Origin of the sequence: Streptomyces atratus, assembly GCF_040655115.1 — a bacterium.
In the GTDB taxonomy this organism is placed as follows: Bacteria; Actinomycetota; Actinomycetes; order Streptomycetales; family Streptomycetaceae; genus Streptomyces; species Streptomyces atratus_D.
Window position 1 is genome coordinate 47341 of sequence record NZ_JBFAJH010000027.1, and the last position, 15282, is coordinate 62622.

General features: G+C 67.6%; 17 protein-coding genes and 1 pseudogene. 5 read left to right on the forward strand and 13 right to left on the reverse strand.

Annotated features, from left to right (window positions below; genetic code table 11):
* The first annotated feature begins 226 nt into the window (after positions 1 to 226).
* Entirely contained in the window at positions 227 to 958 is a 732-nt protein-coding gene (locus AB0I23_RS25480; protein WP_359112530.1) for a FadR/GntR family transcriptional regulator, read from the forward strand.
* 64 nt (positions 959 to 1022) lie between these two features.
* On the opposite strand, the gene AB0I23_RS25485 is transcribed toward AB0I23_RS25480, so the two are convergent.
* Positions 1023 to 1520, reverse strand: a complete 498-nt coding sequence (locus AB0I23_RS25485; RefSeq protein ID WP_359112532.1) for an ATP-binding protein — start codon at positions 1518 to 1520, stop codon at positions 1023 to 1025.
* A 307-nt stretch (positions 1521 to 1827) separates the two neighbouring features.
* Between AB0I23_RS25485 and AB0I23_RS25490 the strand changes: the two genes are divergently transcribed.
* The 3 genes and pseudogenes from AB0I23_RS25490 to AB0I23_RS25500 all read left to right on the forward strand — a co-directional run.
* A complete protein-coding gene (locus AB0I23_RS25490; RefSeq protein ID WP_359112534.1) occupies positions 1828 to 2679 on the forward strand; it encodes a helix-turn-helix domain-containing protein in 852 nt (283 codons plus the stop codon).
* Positions 2680 to 2690: 11 nt separating this feature from the next.
* The gene (locus tag AB0I23_RS25495) at positions 2691 to 2882 is read left to right on the forward strand and encodes a hypothetical protein (protein WP_359112536.1); all 192 of its coding nucleotides are present in this window, start codon (positions 2691 to 2693) and stop codon (positions 2880 to 2882) included.
* Between the two features lie 90 nt (positions 2883 to 2972).
* Positions 2973 to 3223 (forward strand): annotated as a pseudogene (locus AB0I23_RS25500) (hypothetical protein); the annotation flags it as partial.
* Here the strand turns inward: AB0I23_RS25500 and AB0I23_RS25505 are convergent.
* Genes AB0I23_RS25505 through AB0I23_RS25515 form a run of 3 tightly spaced genes read right to left on the reverse strand, consistent with a single transcriptional unit; the run spans position 3204 to position 5660 of the window.
* A complete protein-coding gene (locus tag AB0I23_RS25505; RefSeq protein ID WP_359112537.1) occupies positions 3204 to 3995 on the reverse strand; it encodes an ABC transporter permease in 792 nt (263 codons plus the stop codon). The pseudogene AB0I23_RS25500 and the gene AB0I23_RS25505 overlap by 20 nt on opposite strands.
* The gene (locus AB0I23_RS25510; RefSeq protein ID WP_359112538.1) at positions 3992 to 4981 is read right to left on the reverse strand and encodes an ATP-binding cassette domain-containing protein; all 990 of its coding nucleotides are present in this window, start codon (positions 4979 to 4981) and stop codon (positions 3992 to 3994) included. Before AB0I23_RS25510 ends, AB0I23_RS25505 begins: the two co-directional genes overlap by 4 nt.
* Positions 4982 to 4994: 13 nt before the next feature.
* Positions 4995 to 5660: a DUF4097 family beta strand repeat-containing protein gene (locus AB0I23_RS25515; protein WP_359112540.1), complete on the reverse strand. Its 666-nt coding sequence runs from the start codon at positions 5658 to 5660 to the stop codon at positions 4995 to 4997.
* Positions 5661 to 5888: 228 nt separating this feature from the next.
* On the opposite strand from AB0I23_RS25515, the gene AB0I23_RS25520 reads away from it, so the two are divergent.
* Positions 5889 to 6644, forward strand: coding sequence for a GbsR/MarR family transcriptional regulator (locus tag AB0I23_RS25520; protein WP_359112542.1), 756 nt, complete (start codon positions 5889 to 5891; stop codon positions 6642 to 6644).
* Positions 6645 to 7166: 522 nt separating this feature from the next.
* On the opposite strand, the gene AB0I23_RS25525 is transcribed toward AB0I23_RS25520, so the two are convergent.
* The 9 genes from AB0I23_RS25525 to AB0I23_RS25565 all read right to left on the reverse strand — a co-directional run bounded on the left by AB0I23_RS25525 (position 7167) and on the right by AB0I23_RS25565 (position 15231).
* Complete coding sequence (locus tag AB0I23_RS25525) at positions 7167 to 7748, reverse strand: OmpA family protein (RefSeq protein WP_436846996.1); 582 nt, start codon at positions 7746 to 7748, stop codon at positions 7167 to 7169.
* Positions 7749 to 7825: 77 nt separating this feature from the next.
* Positions 7826 to 8443 (reverse strand): hypothetical protein, encoded by a 618-nt coding sequence (locus AB0I23_RS25530; protein ID WP_359112546.1) that lies wholly within the window; start codon positions 8441 to 8443, stop codon positions 7826 to 7828.
* Positions 8444 to 8474: 31 nt separating this feature from the next.
* Positions 8475 to 9080 (reverse strand): pilus assembly protein TadG-related protein, encoded by a 606-nt coding sequence (locus AB0I23_RS25535; RefSeq protein WP_359112549.1) that lies wholly within the window; start codon positions 9078 to 9080, stop codon positions 8475 to 8477.
* Positions 9077 to 9310, reverse strand: a complete 234-nt coding sequence (locus AB0I23_RS25540) for a hypothetical protein (protein WP_359112551.1) — start codon at positions 9308 to 9310, stop codon at positions 9077 to 9079. Before AB0I23_RS25540 ends, AB0I23_RS25535 begins: the two co-directional genes overlap by 4 nt.
* 221 nt (positions 9311 to 9531) lie before the next feature.
* Entirely contained in the window at positions 9532 to 10626 is a 1095-nt protein-coding gene (locus tag AB0I23_RS25545; protein ID WP_359112552.1) for a response regulator transcription factor, read from the reverse strand.
* A gap of 47 nt (positions 10627 to 10673) precedes the next feature.
* Positions 10674 to 11990, reverse strand: a complete 1317-nt coding sequence (locus AB0I23_RS25550) for a sensor histidine kinase (protein ID WP_359112554.1) — start codon at positions 11988 to 11990, stop codon at positions 10674 to 10676.
* A gap of 51 nt (positions 11991 to 12041) precedes the next feature.
* The gene (locus tag AB0I23_RS25555) at positions 12042 to 12929 is read right to left on the reverse strand and encodes a DUF5936 domain-containing protein (RefSeq protein ID WP_359112605.1); all 888 of its coding nucleotides are present in this window, start codon (positions 12927 to 12929) and stop codon (positions 12042 to 12044) included.
* Between the two features lie 14 nt (positions 12930 to 12943).
* Positions 12944 to 13882: a type II secretion system F family protein gene (locus AB0I23_RS25560; protein WP_359112556.1), complete on the reverse strand. Its 939-nt coding sequence runs from the start codon at positions 13880 to 13882 to the stop codon at positions 12944 to 12946.
* 11 nt (positions 13883 to 13893) lie between these two features.
* Complete coding sequence (locus AB0I23_RS25565) at positions 13894 to 15231, reverse strand: CpaF family protein (RefSeq protein ID WP_359112557.1); 1338 nt, start codon at positions 15229 to 15231, stop codon at positions 13894 to 13896.
* Between the last annotated feature and the right edge of the window lie 51 nt (positions 15232 to 15282).

The window sequence follows — 15282 nt, forward strand, 5'->3', positions numbered from 1 at the left end:
ATCGGACAGTCGCAGAAAGAGGTCTGATGACTTGCGGCGAATCCTGACACCGGGCTCGGGAAAGAACAAGGTTGTTCACGAATTGGTTACCTGAGACCGATGAAGTCATCTGATGACTTGGGAAGGAAACACTGAAGAGATCCAATGAGTCTGTAGGATCGGCAGCACATTCGACCGTGGGCGGTTCCACCGGACCGCCGCCGTCGATGTCTTGGGAGGGGAAGCGATGTCCGCAGTCGACCAGGCGTTCCACGGCCTGCGCCGCATGATCGCCGACGGGCGTCTCGTCGCCGGACAGCGCATCCCGCCCGAGAGCGACCTCTGCGAGGAACTCGGCGTCTCGCGCGGCTCGTTGCGCGAGGGGGTCCGTATGCTCGCGGCGCTCGGCGTGATCGAACCGCGCCACGGCTCCGGTACGTACGTCTCGCAGCTCCGGCCCGAGGACATCGTCGGCAGCCTCTCGCTCACCGTCGACCTGCTGCCGCTGACCGGGCTCCTGGAGATGTACGAGATACGGCGCGTCCTGGAGTCGCACGCGGCGGCGCAGGCGGCGGCGCGGATCACGCCCGAGTCGCTGAGCACGATCTTCGCGTACATGGAGGCGATGGAGGCCACCGAGGATCCGGAGCGGGTCTCGGCGCTCGACCAGGACTTCCACGCGGAGATCGCCCGCGTCGGCGGCAACCCGACCCTCAAGTCCTTCCTGGGAGTCTTCCGCGCCCGCTCCCGCGCGTACCAGGTCTTCACCCTGCCCGAGGGCCCCCGCATCAAGCGCTCAAGCGACGAGGACCACCGGGCGATCGCGACGGCGATCGCGAACAGGGACCCGGTGGCGGCGGCGGCCGCGGCGTCCGCGCATGTGGCGCATACGGAGAGGTGGCTGCACGCCTTCCTGCCGCGGGCACCGGAACCGGACCCCGAACCACCGGCGAGCCCCGAGAGCCTGTCGGGCGCCTGACCTCGGGGTCCGCCCGTGCTTCGTCACCCCCGCCAGGCACTCCGCCAACGGCCGGTCGCGAACATCAACGGGGCAACAGGACCCAGGACTTGGTGCCCGCGTGCGGCGGCATCGCGTCGCAGACACCCCACTCCCCACCCCAGTCGTCCACGACCGCAGTCAGCAGCCACAGCGCTTGTCGGCGCCGCGCCTCGCAGAGCGTGACGGCATCCGGGTCACAGTGGCGCGGATGCTGGTCCCAGACGACGATCCGGAGCGCGTTGTCGCGGTGCCGCGCGGAGACGTACAGCTCCTGGCCCGGGGTCATGGTGGAGGTGACGCCGACCAGTTCGCTCACCACGAGCGCGACCGGCCAGATGTACGGAGTGAGCCCGTACGCGCGCAGCGAGGCCGTGACCGCGTTGCGTCCGATCGCCGCGCTCCGCGGATCACCGGGAAGAGTGAGACTGAGCGCGAGCCCACGCTCGGAGCGGCGCGGGTACGCGGTCGCGTACGGATACGGGTCGGGTGCGGGCTCCTCGGTGGCTACCGGGCAGAGCGCGGCGCGCGGAGATTGCGGCATGACTGACTCCCCTTGTGCGGGTGGCGAGTTGGCTGTCTCTCTATCGCGTCGATGCGCACAGGTGGCTCGTGCGCTGCTGAATGAGCAGTGGCTTGTCTCCCTGGCGCGGGCCGCCCCTCCCAGGGCAGGAGGTTGCGGGCAGGACCGCGCGATGCACTTCCGACTCATCGCAGCGTGAGCAGTGCACTACCCAAAGTAGCGCCTTGAGGGCAAAATAACCCTACGCATATGGAAACTGGACCCTTTCGTGGCCGGGTCAGACACACAAGCGGCAGACTGCCGTTGACCGCTTGCGGAAAGGAACGGCATGGCAGCGAGGACGTCTCCTACTGAACGCCAGAAGCGGCTAGGTGCCGAACTGCGGAGGATGCGCACGTCAGCTGATGTCTCGGCCGAGTTCGCGGCCGGCCTGCTCGGTGTGGACCGCGGAAAGATCTCGAACATCGAGTCCGGAGCACGCCCCATCAGCCCGGATCGCCTGCGCACCTTGGCCTGCAATTGCGACTGCACGGACGACAGGTACGTCGACGCACTCGTCGAAATGGCTCAGCCGCGCAGCCGCGGATGGTGGGAGAGATACCGGGGGACGCTGCCTCAAGGGCTCCTTGATATCGCCGAATTGGAGGCGCACTCTCTGCGAATGCGGGCTGCGTATTCCATGCACATCCCGGGCCTGCTCCAGACCTCGGACCATGCCCTGGCCGTGTTCCGCGTGGTCGTCCCCCAACTGCCGGAGCGCGAGATCGCACTGCGCCTGGCCCACCGCGTCGAGCGCCAGGAGGTTCTGGACGGGGACCCGCCACCGCCGTACACCGGCATCGTCCACGAAGCCGCGCTCCGCATGCAGTTCGGCGGCCGAGGTGTGGCCCGCGCCCAGCTCCAGCATCTACTGGAGAAGTCCGATCAGCCGAACGTGACGCTGCTGGTCATCCCGTTCGAGGCGGGAGCGTTCCCCGGAGCGGGTCAGACGGTCCTGTACGCGGAGGGACCGGCACCTCAGCTCGACACCGTACAGATCGACAGCTCGCACGGGCCCGCCTTCGTCTACTCGGAGGCGCAGTTGGCGAAGTACCGGGCCCACCTGGACTGGATGGAGCGAATCGCGCTGCCACCTGGCAAGTCGCGAGACTTCATCCACAACATCGCACGCCAACTCTGAAGGGATGACGGATGCCTGACGTCAACTGGGAAGACGCGTTCTGCGGCGAGGGGAACTCCTGCTACCGGATCGGAACCGATGAGCAGGGCAACAGTTACATCACCATCGCGGGCGCGGAGGACCACTTCCTCACCGACAGCCGCGAGGCACTCCAGCAGATGATCCGCGACATCAAGGCCGGCGCCGCCGACCACCTGCTGTAACCCCGCAGGGCCCGGTACCGCGAGGTGATCGCGGTACCGGGCTGTAGGATCTCGTGGCTCATGTCGGGGACCGCGTCCGTGACCTGAGCCCTGCACCGGCTCGCCGTGGCGGGCCTTGCCGGGGGCGACCCTTCCGCGGTGCGGTTGCTCGCGCCGGTCGAACGGCCGGGGTGCTACGGGAGTTCCAGCCGACGATGTCGGCGGAGCGGGCCCGGCGGATGGCCGAGAACGCCGACGGGGCGGCGTACGCCGACGCGGTGTCGGAGTACGCCGCCCTGGGGCGGGACGAGTTGCGGGAGGCCGCCCGCGCTGTCATGGCGGTTACTTCGGGTCGCCGTTGAACTTCGAGGTCGACCAGAAGTAGCCGAGCACCGCGAGACCCAGGCACCAGACGATGGCGAGCCACCCGTTGTGGCCGATCTCGCTGCCGAGCAGCAGGCCCCGCAGGGTTTCGATGGCGGGCGTGAACGGCTGGTACTCGGCGATCGGCTGGAACCAGCCGGGCATGGAGTCGACCGGGGTGAAGGCGCTGGAGAGGAGCGGCAACAGGATCAGCGGCATCGCGTTGTTGCTGGCGGCCTCGGCGTTCGGGCTGATCAGGCCCATGCCGACCGCGATCCAGGTGAGCGCCATGGCGAAGAGCACGAGCAGCCCGAACGCCGCCAGCCACTCCAGGGCGGTGGCGTCCGTGGACCGGAAGCCGATGGCCACGGCGACGGCGCCCACGAGGACCACGCTGACGACCGACTGCAGCACGCTGCCGACGACGTGCCCGACGAGCACCGAAGGGCGGTGGATCGCCATCGTGCGGAAGCGGGCGATGATGCCCTCGGCCATGTCGTTGGAGACGGACACCGCGGTTCCGATCACGGTGCTGCCGATGGTCATCAGCAGCAGGCCCGGGACGAGGTACGCGATGTATGCGGAGCGGTCCGGGCCACCGCCGCTGATGCCCGAGCTCATCGTGTCGCCGAAGATGTAGACGAAGAGCAGCAGCAGCATGATCGGGGTGAGCAGCAGGTTCAGGGTGAGGGACGGATAGCGCCGTGCGTGCAGGAGGTTGCGGCGCAGCATCGTGGACGAGTCGCGTACGGCGAGGGAGAGGGAGCTCATCGGACATCCTCCTTGGGCTGGCTGGGCTGGCTGGGCAGGCTGGACGGGCCGGGCTGCGGGGCGGTGCTGGTCAGGGCGAAGAACACGTCGTCGAGGTCGGGGGTGTGCACGGTCAGCTCGTCCGCCTCGATGCCGGCCGAGTCCAGCAGGCCGAGGACGGAGCGCAGCTCGCGCTGGCTGCCGTCGCTGGGGATCCGCAGCGCCAGTGCCTCGTCGTCCCGCGAGGCCTCGCGCAGGGCGAGGGCGGCGTTCTGGTACGCGGCCGGGTCGGTGAACCGCAGCCGCACGTGTCCGCCGGGGATGAGCCGCTTCAGCTCCTCGGCGGTGCCCTCGGCAGCGATCTTCCCGTCGTTGAGCACGGCGATACGGTCGGCGAGCTCATCCGCCTCCTCCAGGTACTGGGTGGTGAGGAAGACGGTGACGCCGCCCGTGACCAGCTCGCGGATGATCTGCCACATGTTGTGCCGGGAGCGCGGGTCGAGGCCGGTGGTCGGCTCGTCGAGGAACATGATCCGCGGGCTGCCGACCAGGGTCATGGCGATGTCGAGACGGCGCTTCATGCCGCCGGAGTAGGTGGAGGCGGGCTTCTTCGCCGCCTCGACCAGGTCGAAGCGCTCCAGCAGTTCGGCGGCGACCCGCCGTCCCTCGCGCTTGGACAGGTGGTGCAGGTCCGCCATGAGGAGCATGTTCTCCTCGCCGGTGATCAACCCGTCGACGGCGGAGAACTGCCCGGTGACGCCGATCGCGGCACGGACCGCCTGCGGGTCGGTGGCCAGGTTGTGGCCGCCGATGTGGATGTCGCCGGTGCCCGGGTCGGCGGAGATGAGGGAGGAGAGGATCTTCACGGCGGTGGTCTTGCCGGCACCGTTCGGTCCGAGCAGGGAGAAGACCGTTCCCTCGGGGACGGCCAGGTCGACGCCGTCGAGCACGACCTTGTCGCCGTAGGACTTGCGCAGCCCGTTCGCCGCGATGGCCAGGTTCGTCACGATGGGTGCTCCTTCAGAGGCTGCGGGCGGTGATGTCGCCGTGGGAGGTGGTGGCGCGGATGTCGAGTTCGGCGGTGCCGTCGTTCTTGAGGGCGTTGCTGATGCGGCCGTAGCCGGTGCCGGCGTCCAGGGCGGCCGAGACGCCGGCGGCGGCGCCGACCGAAATGTCACCGGACTGGGTGCGGAGCACGACCGTGCCGCGCACGGCCTCGGTGATCCGGATGTCGCCCTTCGCGGTGCTGATCTCCGCGGGGCCATTGAGTCGGCCGACCTCGACGTCGCCGTCGACCGCAGTGAGGCGGACGCTCGCCGCCTCGTCGATCTTGATCTGCCGGTACGCGCCTTCGAAGGCGACGTCGCCAAGGCGGCCGACGCCGCGGAGCTCGGAGCTGGCGGCCTTGGCCTCGATGCTCGAGCCGGCGGGCAGCCGGACGGTGACCTCCAGGGACCCGGAGGGGCCGAACAGCTGGTTCTTGGGGCCGGTTGTGTGGATCCGCAGGACGCCGTCGGCGTAGGCGACGGTGGTCTGCTCGGCGGTCTGAACGTCGCGGCCCTTGGAGGGGTTGGCGGGCAGGACCTCGACGGTGGTGTCGGCCCGTTCGGCGGCGATGACCTGGATGCGCCCGGCGGGGATGTCCAGGACGGCGGAGATCTGGGCGGGGGTGTCGAACTTCTGCATGATGCTCTCCTCGAGCTCGCTCGTTGTTTCCGATGCCAGAAACGCTATGTTGCGTTCGAGGATCACGCAACGAACCCGTTGCGCACAATCTGCATTAGTGCAGGTAGAGGTCCAGTTTTCGTTGCAACGGGCGTAAATCTAACGCAATGACGGGCGTCCTGGTCGTTGCATTGGACTGCAAGCGAACGCTACGCTGGCGGCACTAGGGAAGCACGAAGGGAGATCGCGGTGCCGGGAGGCAGACTCACCCAGCAGGAACGTCAGCAGATCGCGCTGGGGCTGGCCGACGGCCTCGCCTACGCGGAGATCGCCCGACGTCTCGACCGTCCCACCTCGACGATCACGCGTGAGGTGATGCGCAACGGCGGCCCCACCGCCTACCGCGCCGACTTGGCCCACCGCGCCACCGAACGCCGCGCCCACCGGCGCAGGCAGACCGCGCCCCGCGGGCAGGGGGCGCCGACGCAGGACCACGGGCGCGATGACGAGGCCGTGCGCGAGTACGAGGAGACGTTCACCACCCTCTTCATGCAACAGGGCCTGCCCAAGATGACATCCCGGGTGCTGACCTGCCTTTTGACCACCGACGCGGGCAGCCTCACCGCAGGCGAAATCGTCCAGCGCCTCCAGGTCAGCCCCGCCTCCGTCTCCAAAGCGATCGCGGCCCTCGAAAGCCTGGGCCTCGTCCGACGGGAACGCGACGAACGCCGCCGCGAGCGCTACGTCGTCGACAACGACCTCTGGTACCAGTCGACGATCGCCAGCGCCCGCGGCATCGCCCAGGTCGCCGAGACCGCACGGCAGGGCGTCACCATCCTCGGCCGCGACACCCCGGCCGCCGCCCGCCTGGAGAACATCGCCCGCTTCAGCGACTTCATCAGCGAGAGCATCCTCCGCGCCGCGGAGCAGGTCCGCGAAGTCCTCTACACGAAACCCGAAACGACCCCAGGTGACACCACCACGCCAGGTTCGGATCGCGGATAGACAGCCGTCTTGATGGTCAACGCCTTCCCCGGAGTCCGGGGTCAGGCGCCCCGGAGGCCCTGACGGCACTGTTCAGGTGATCAGGCGCTGGCCGGTCGCTGTCCACGGGTCGGCGAAATCGTGCTCCTATCGCCAGTGTTGCGGCAGGTGGAGCGTGAAGCGGCGGGCACTTCGGCCCGCTCCGCGTCCGTCATGTCGCTCGGATAGCGGCGCAGTCGGCGCCCCGGCGCGATCGCCCCGAACTGGTGGACGTAGCAGGCACACTCCGGAGTGACCGCAGTGGACTCGCCGACGGCGTCGGTAGTGAACTGGTGCGGCAACGGGCCTCCCGGCGAGATCGGTCGTCTTCAACCGCGTCTCCACCGAAAGGCCCGTTCTTTCATGCGCATCCCGCAAGCGGCACCCGTGAGCGAATGATCATCCACGGTGGTTACCTCGAACACCGCTCGGTTGGCCACAACGTACTGCGGCTCTGCCAAGAAATTTGAGACCCTACACAAGCCCTGTGCGTACGTAACTTGGTCAGGAAGCGCCGCCGCGCGGGAAGGAGACCTCCACGCGCCGATTCTTCTTCCGGCCCTCTTCCGTGCTGTTGTCAGCGATCGGGTACTGCTCGCCGTAACCGCGGATCTCGAAGGTGATCGTCGATCCGAGCGACTTGACCAGCTCGCCGTGCACCGCATCGGCCCGCTGCTTGGACAGGACGTCGCCGTGTGCGGAGGACCCGAGATTGTCGGTGAAGCCGAAGACCCGCACCTTGGTGGCGTTCTGCTTCTTGATCTCGGCTGCGACGGCCGCGATACGGGACTTGGCTGCGGCGCTCAGCTTCGCACTGTCCTTGCCGAAGAGGACCTCCGCCTGGAGCGCGAACTTGATGCTGGCGTTGCTGTCCTCGCGCCGCTCCTCGCCGCCCTGGTCCTCGACGACCTGAATGATGTCGAGGACCTTGGCCGGGGCGAGTGTGGCCCCCTCGGCCATCTTGAGGTCGGGGTCGTTGCCGTCCACCTCGACAGGTGGCACCGATGACGCCTCGGTGCCGGGCGGCACGCTCGGACCGTCGTCAGCGACAGCCTGCGAGGCCCCCAGGACGGTGACGCTTGCCATCAGCAAAGTGGCTGCGATGACGTGGCCCGCGAGGCGCGGTGGCCTGCGGCGTGTCAGGGTGTGGGTCATGTCGGCCATCACCCAGAAATCTTCAGCGAGGCAGCGGCGAACGTCGGCAGCGTGAAGTCGACTTCACTGGTGGTTGCCGGTGGCGCCGGGAACTGCATGAAGACAGAGACCGACTTTCCGGCCGGGATCGCTGTCAGCCCGGTGGTGCAGAGGCATCGCCCATCCGTGTCCCGAAGGATGTAGTAGCGCTTCTTGCCGACCTTGTCCACAAGTGTCGCGCCTGCTACAGAATTCGGATTCTTGGCCACGATAGTACTCTCGTTGCCCGACCACTGGGCGCCACTCTGAATACTGTCTCCGTCATTCTTGATCACGCCGCTGACAGTAACGAACCCGCCACTATCACGCTTTACCTCATTGACGACAAGAATCAGCCCGTCGCGACCATTGGCCTGCGCGAGCTTTACATTCGGGTCCACATTGTCGCCGGCAGCCGTGTCCTCCTGCTTTGAGCCCTTGTCCTCTTCCGAGGGCTTGGACGGAGTAGAGGATGGTGACGAACCAGCGTCATTGGTCTTTCCGCCACCGTCATCAGTGCCGCAGCCTGTGACAGCCAGGGCCAGCGCTGCCGCCAGCGAGACGGCCGCCACAACCCTTCGGGACTTGGTGGAGCACCGAACGCTCATGGGTTCTGATTCCTTTACTCGTCATTCGCTGTCAATTGTCGACCAGATGCACGTCGTAGAGAATCTTGCTCACCTGGGACCAGGGCGGTGGGCTGCTCGGCCTGATTTCAAGCATCTGGCCACCTTTGCATGTGAAGAAGAAGATGTCCCGGATGCTGTCGCGGTTGAGGTCCACGGACCTCCACTTGCAGCGGAACTCGATCAGGGCGGTGGCTGTGGCCTTCGCGCGCGTCGTCTCCGAACCGGGAAGCACCGACGAGTTCACCGGCTTTCGACCCTCGACCTCAACCTTGATCCTGTCCCGATAGCCACCGGGGTACGTGTAGCAGCCCGTGACGTCCGCCTGGTTCGCGGCGGCAAACCCCTGGGCCGCAGGGCAGCCGATGACCGGATGACTCTGCAGGTACGCGTCGAGCAAGTCCTCGGGGAGCGAGGCAAGGAACCCGGCCTCGAAGTTCTCACGCGCCTCGTTCGCTGCAGCCAGAGCTGCCGCGTCCGCCGCGCCCTGGGCTCCATTACGCAAGGCTGCAGCCTTGCCGACGGCAAAGAATGCGAACACGAGGAAGAGCAGGCCCGCCACCATCACGACATAGATAGGGAAGGCCTGCCCTGCATCGCGGCGACTGCGCTCGATCACGTGCCCGAGGTGATGGAGGTCACGAGGCCGTCGATCCGCTGCGAGATCTTGCCACCGATGCCCGTGGCCATGATCGCGCCGATGATCGCCACGACCACCAGGATGATGCCCAGGTACTCGAACGCCGTCTGGCCGCGGTCCTTGGCCTCGTAGCGCTTCTGGATCGCGCTGACTGCCGTGTTGGCCCAACCGTTGATTCGGACGGCGGTCTTCAGGGTGATGTCCGACATGGTGTTCCCCTCCGGGTTCGGCCGACCGGTAGCCGGCCGACTCGCACGTTTCTCTGGTGCCGCCCGCGGTACCGGCTTCCTCCTGGCCGGTCCCGCTGGCGACATGAGAAACATACGGCGGCACACCCTGCCTTCCAGAGGGTCCCAGGGCCCATTCCCGGGCCCAAAAGGGGAGTTGGGTCCCGAGTCCCGCACTCCTGTGCGGTGTCCGGACCTTCATCTCAGCCACGGCCACCAGTCCCCCGTGCTCCGGGTCCACTCGCCGGGGCCGTGCCGAGCCAGCGGGCGATCGCCTCACTGCGGCTGCCGCTGTGGAGCTTGGTGAAGATGCGGTTGATGTGGTTCTTGACCGTCTTCTCGCTGATGAAGCAGGTGGCGGCGATCTGCTGATTGCTCATGCCGGACGCGATCAGCTCCATGACCTCCACCTCCCGAGAACTCAGCCCGTACTGCTGCCTGTTGGGCGCCGTTCCCGGCGTCCCGGTCAGTGAAGACTGTGCCATAAATGATTGCAGATGCGAAAGACCCTGAGCGGATCGGACCGGTTGCGGCGCAGGTGGAACCATTTCGGGACCGGAGCCGTGTGCATGCGCACCGTCCTGCTGCACCGCGCCCGGCGGGTGTCCGTCGTATCCGGGACCCGGGTAGGGAACGCCCGTGGTCAGCGCCGTTCCCAGCCCCTCCGGAAGGGGTCGCCCCTGTGGTCCCGTTCCCTGCCGCATATGGGCCAGGAGCGCGTTCGCCGCGGTCGCGGTGAAGTGGGCGCGGCCGCTCTTGGTGTCCCGTACCGCCTGCACCAGTTGGTCCGCCGTGAACTCGCCGTGCACCAGATAGCCACCGGCGCCCAGCCGCAGCGCCTCGTGGACGATCTCGCTCTCGCGGCTGTAGGTCAGCATCATGACGGGGGCGACGTGCACAAGGTGCGGCAGCGCGGAGATGCCGTCGACGCCCGGCATGCGGACGTCGAGCAGAACGACGTCCGGGCGGTGCTGCACGGCCATGTCGTAGGCCTGGCGGCCGTCCACGGCCTCCGCCACGACTTCGATGTCCTCACGGCCGGAGAGCAGCACGCCCAGGCCGGCCCGGACCACGGGGTTGTCGTCGGCGACGACGACCCGCAGGGGGCTGGGGAGGGCCATGGGCGGGGCTGCGGGGAAGGGAGGTGTGACCTCGGATGCCGCGGGCTGCTGGGGGATGGGGAACCCGGAGGAGCTGAGCTCCGAGGTGAGCGGGGTGAGGTGCGAGGACGTGTGCTGGGAGGTGTGATTCTGTGCCGCCCAGTTCTGGCCCGAAGCGCGGGAGATATCGTCCGGCATTCTGCGACCTCCTCTCAGGATCTATGGGGGGTGGGGGGTGGAGCGGGTCAGTTCACTTGCTGTGTTTCCGGACCGGCGACGAGCGCGGCCACCGGGAGTTCGAGACGTACTTCGGTGCCCTTGGCCGCCTTACCCTTGCCGATGCGGATACGGGCGCCGATCGAAGCGGCGCGTTCGACCATGCCGACGAGACCGAAGTGACCGGCGCGCCTGAGGTCGTCGAGTGTCGTGCCCGGGGGCAGGCCGCGCCCGTCGTCGTACACGCTGACGCGCAGGACATCGCCCTTCACGCCTGCAAGCACGACGAGATAGGTGGGATGGGCATGGCGATGGGCGTTTTCCATCGCTTCGGAGGCGACTGTGAGCAGCTGGCGGGCGACCACCTGCGGCACGGACGGGACCGGGGTCTCGTTGAGCATCCGGAAGGTGGCCGTGAGTCCGTGGCGGCGGGTGAAGTCGTCCGCGCGGGCGCGGAGTTCGCCGACGACATCCACTCCCCCGTCGAGTCCGGACTCGCGACGCAGGTCGGAGAGGAGTTCCCGCGATTCCGCCGCCGCCCGGCGAGCGGACCGGGCGACCAGTTCGGCCTGGTGCTTGACGGTGAGCGGATCCATCCGGTCGGAGGAGCCGGCCAGACCGTCCGCGGCCAGCGCCAGACCGTGCAGAGTCTTGGCCACCGAGTCGTGCATCTCCCGGGCGAGCCGGGTGCGCTCGCCCTCCACCGCCTCGTTCACCGCGAGCCGTGCCCTGGTCTCGGTGAGCGCCTGGCTTGCCGTGCCGAATCGGAGGAGCAGATTGCGCAGGGTGACCCCGACGGCGCCCGCGATCACGCAGAAGCCGGGGAGAAGGAGGGCTGTCGCGTCGGCGGAATCCATCTTCGGGCCGGTGGCGTACACGCCGAAGACGATCACCATCTGGAGCGCCGCGAAGACCGCCGCGCCCCGCCAGCCGTAGACGAGTCCGGCCAGCAGCGGGGTGCACACGGTGACGTACGCGAGCGTGGATTCGGGCGTGGCCGTGATCAGCAACAGGGCGCCGAAGAAGGCGTCGATGCCCAACAGCCAGGGGTGGCGCAGGAAAACGGGACCGAAGCGTTCCCAGTCGCGGAACAGGACGTAGGAGCCCATGAAGGTGACCAGGATGGCCGAGCCGATCAGCCAGGAGGCCGGGCCGGACGCAGTGTGGGCGATCGCGGACGGTGTGGCCATGGCAATCATCGCGAGCCGGAAGCCGAAGACCTGCCTGCACATCGCCTGGAGTGCGTTGAGCTGGATCGCGAATGCCGGGCGCGAGCCCGGACCGGCTATCGCCTGGCGCACCTCCGCGTCCACTCCGGTCTGGGTTCCGCCGAGTTGGAACGACATGAGCCTGTCACCTCCCTTGTCCCGTTCTCTCCGCCGCCCGCGTCATTCATGTCAGCCGCCCGCGAGAAAGCCCAAGTCGATGTTGGCTCCATAGACAAAGCCGACCGTCAGCAGGACCAACGTTCCGGGGAGCAGGAAGGTGGTGACCGCGAAGGTCGCCTTGGGAACGGCCCTGGCAGCCTTTCGGCGGGCGTTCTGGGCGTCGGTGCGCCGCATGTCGTTGGCGATCTGGATCAGCGTCTCGACGATCGGGGCACCGAGTTCCTCGCCCTGCTGGAGCGTGGTCACGAACATGGCGACCTGTTCCGAGTCGTTGCGCTTGCGGAGTTGGTCGAAGGCCTCGCGGCGGCTGACGCCCATGTCCATCTGGCGCAGCGTGATGCGGAGTTCGTCGGCCCAGGGGCCTTCGTACTTCTCGGCGACTCGGGCCAGCGCCTGGCGGAAGCCGAGACCCGCCGAGACCACGACGGCCAGCACGTCGAGGAAGTCGGGGAGCGTCCGGTCGATGTGGTCACGGCGTACGCGTACCGCGGACCAGAGGCCGACCTCGACCCAGAACAGGCCGAAGGCGATCAGCACAATGGCGAGGAAGAGCTGCCCGCGCATCAGCATCGTGAGCGCGCCGAACGCGCCGAGAGCGCCGTAGACGAAGCGGCGAGCTGCGTAGCGGTCGATGGTCAGGCCGCCCGGGTTGCCCGCCAGGTCGATCTGGCGGCGCTTCTTGTTGACGGCCTTCGGGCCCATCATCCGCAGCACAGCGGGGGCCCAGCGCATGCCGAGCCGGTCGATGCCGGAGCCGACGGCGCTGGTGCGGGTGGAGCCGACCTCCAGAGCAATCGCGAGGTCGCCGGGGAGTTTCGCGTCGCGCCGGTACATGCGGATGCCCGAGATGGCTCCATACACCGCGAGGCCCATCAGGCCGGCGAGCAGCAAGTCCATGTGTGCGCCACCCATCAGACGTCGATCCGGGACATGCGGCGGATCACGATGAATCCGATCGCGTACAGGGCGATGGAGATGACCACCGCGACCTGGCCGATGAACGCGCCGGTCATGCGATCAAGCGCACCGGGCATGACCGCGTTCATCAGGAGCATGGCGCCCAGGCCGAAGATGGGGACGGCATAGGCGGTGACAGTGACCTGGGAGAGCTGGGTCTTGACCTCGCGCCGGGTCTCCTTGCGCTCCTCCAGCGTCTCGGTGAGGTTGCGCAAGGAGCTGACGACCGTACCGCCGGCCCGGTTGGACAGGACGAGCGTGGTCACGAGTACGACGAGTTCACGGGAGGGGAGCCGGTCGGTCAGTTCGCTCATCGCGTCGTCGAGGGACTCACCGACGGCGAGGCGTCTGGAGACCCGGGCCAGTTCCTCGCCCGCCGGGTCCTCCATCTCGTCGGCCGCCATACCGATGGACGTGCGCAGCGCGAGTCCGGCCTGGGTGGCGTTGGCGAGGATACGGGCGAGCTCGGGGAGCTGGTTGATGAAGCGCTCGGTGCGCTTGGTCCGCTGCCAGTTCAGGAAGGCGTTGGTGCCCCAGAGACCGATGAGTGCGGCGACCGGGCCGAAGAAGCTGGCGAGTATGGACGAGGCGGTCATCCACAGGCCGGCCATCGAGAGAATCGCGTAGACGAAGAATTCGCCCGGAGTGACGTCCAGACCGGTGGCGGCCAGCTTCAGTTCGAGTTTCCGCCCCAAGCCGGTCTTGCGCAGCCTGGTGTCGAGCTCCCGGAAGCGGCGGTGGCGCCCGGTCTCCGGGAGGTGGCCGGTGTGCGACAGCCGGTCCACCAGGGCGTCCCGGTCGGCCTTCCCGCCGGAGTAGGCGTGCAGGCCCATGACGCCCGTCACGCCGCAGAGCAGGGTGACGCCGATCGTGAGAAGAGGAAGATTTGTCATGGCACAGGTACCTAATTGGCCTCTCGGGTGGCGAGCTGCTCGGCGGACGCGGCGACTCCGAAGGCCTGCGGGATGGGCTGGCTGGCCATGTAGAGACGGTCGGCGATCTTGCGCGGGATCGGGAGGTACTGGAACTCGCCGTAGATCCGCCCGTCGGCGGCCATCGGCTGGGCGTTGAAGCGGGCGACGGTCACGATGCGGTACGGGTCCCGGCCGTGCGAGTCGAGGACGGCGATCTCGGTGACCTTGCGGGAACCGTCCGCGTGCCGGGTGAGCTGGACGATGACATCGACGGCGCTGTTGATCTGGTCGTGCAGTGCCTCGAACGGGATCTTGATCTCGGACATCGACGCCAGGGTCTGCAGACGCATGAGCGCGTCCTCGGCGTTGTTCGCGTGGACGGTGGCGAGCGAGCCGTCGTGGCCGGTCGACATCGCCTGCAGCATGTCCAGCGATTCGCCGCCACGGACCTCACCGACGACGATCCGGTCGGGACGCATACGCAGGGAGTTGCGGACCAGGTCACGGATGGTGATCTGGCCCTTCCCCTCGACGTTCGCCGGACGGGACTCCAGCCGGATCACATGGCTCTGCTGGAGCTGCAGCTCGGCGGAGTCCTCGATGGTGACGATGCGCTCGCTGTTCGGGATGAGCCCGGAGAGCGCGTTGAGCAGGGTCGTCTTGCCCGTGCCGGTTGCGCCGGAGACGATGACGTTGAGCTTGGCCTGGACGAGCCCGGAGAGCAGGATCAGCATCTGCTCGTCGAGCGAGCCGACGTTGATCATCTCCTGGAGCGTGAACGCCCTCGGGAACCGTCGGATGGTGAGCGTCGCACCCGTCAACGAGAGCGGAGGAATGATCACGTTGACACGCTCACCACTGGGCAGGCGGGCATCGACCATCGGATTCGACTCGTCGACCCGGCGGTTGACGGTCGACACGATGCGTTCGATGGTCTGCATCAGCTGCTCGTGCGAACCGAAGCGCATCGGGAGCTGTTCGACCTTGCCGCTGCGCTCGACGAAGATCTGGTCCGGTCCGTTGACCATGATTTCGGTGATGGACGCGTCTTCGAGGAGTGGTTCCAGAATGCCGAGACCGAGGGCCTCGTCGACGACCCGGCGGATCAGCTGGGTGCGTTCGACGGTCGAGAGGACCGGTCCCTCACGGCTGATGATGTGGCTGAGGACGCGCTCCAGCCTGGCTCGCCGGTCTGCTGCGGCGAGCGAGGACATCTCCGCCAGGTCGATCTCTTCGAGCAGCTTGGCGCGGTAGGTGGCCACCATGTGGCTGTCCTCCCGCCCCTCACCGTTCTTCTCGGGGGCGGTCATGCGTGCCCGCAGACTCATTCCGTAACTCCTCGTTCCCACTTGCTTTTTGATCCGCCGCTGAGGCAGCGG

What these genes read in the sequence shown, in the direction of transcription:
- AB0I23_RS25530 (WP_359112546.1), bottom strand. Translation starts at nt 8,443, where the DNA reads ATGAGCGTTCGGTGCTCCACCAAGTCCCGAAGGGTTGTGGCGGCCGTC.
- AB0I23_RS25560 (WP_359112556.1), bottom strand. Translation starts at nt 13,882, where the DNA reads ATGACAAATCTTCCTCTTCTCACGATCGGCGTCACCCTGCTCTGCGGC.
- AB0I23_RS25565 (WP_359112557.1), bottom strand. Translation starts at nt 15,231, where the DNA reads ATGAGTCTGCGGGCACGCATGACCGCCCCCGAGAAGAACGGTGAGGGG.
- AB0I23_RS25505 (WP_359112537.1), bottom strand. Translation starts at nt 3,995, where the DNA reads ATGAGCTCCCTCTCCCTCGCCGTACGCGACTCGTCCACGATGCTGCGC.
- AB0I23_RS25515 (WP_359112540.1), bottom strand. Translation starts at nt 5,660, where the DNA reads ATGCAGAAGTTCGACACCCCCGCCCAGATCTCCGCCGTCCTGGACATC.
- AB0I23_RS25480 (WP_359112530.1), top strand. Translation starts at nt 227, where the DNA reads ATGTCCGCAGTCGACCAGGCGTTCCACGGCCTGCGCCGCATGATCGCC.
- AB0I23_RS25555 (WP_359112605.1), bottom strand. Translation starts at nt 12,929, where the DNA reads ATGGACTTGCTGCTCGCCGGCCTGATGGGCCTCGCGGTGTATGGAGCC.
- AB0I23_RS25485 (WP_359112532.1), bottom strand. Translation starts at nt 1,520, where the DNA reads ATGCCGCAATCTCCGCGCGCCGCGCTCTGCCCGGTAGCCACCGAGGAG.
- AB0I23_RS25490 (WP_359112534.1), top strand. Translation starts at nt 1,828, where the DNA reads ATGGCAGCGAGGACGTCTCCTACTGAACGCCAGAAGCGGCTAGGTGCC.
- AB0I23_RS25550 (WP_359112554.1), bottom strand. Translation starts at nt 11,990, where the DNA reads ATGTCGTTCCAACTCGGCGGAACCCAGACCGGAGTGGACGCGGAGGTG.
- AB0I23_RS25540 (WP_359112551.1), bottom strand. Translation starts at nt 9,310, where the DNA reads ATGTCGGACATCACCCTGAAGACCGCCGTCCGAATCAACGGTTGGGCC.
- AB0I23_RS25545 (WP_359112552.1), bottom strand. Translation starts at nt 10,626, where the DNA reads ATGCCGGACGATATCTCCCGCGCTTCGGGCCAGAACTGGGCGGCACAG.
- AB0I23_RS25525 (WP_436846996.1), bottom strand. Translation starts at nt 7,748, where the DNA reads ATGGCAAGCGTCACCGTCCTGGGGGCCTCGCAGGCTGTCGCTGACGAC.
- AB0I23_RS25495 (WP_359112536.1), top strand. Translation starts at nt 2,691, where the DNA reads ATGCCTGACGTCAACTGGGAAGACGCGTTCTGCGGCGAGGGGAACTCC.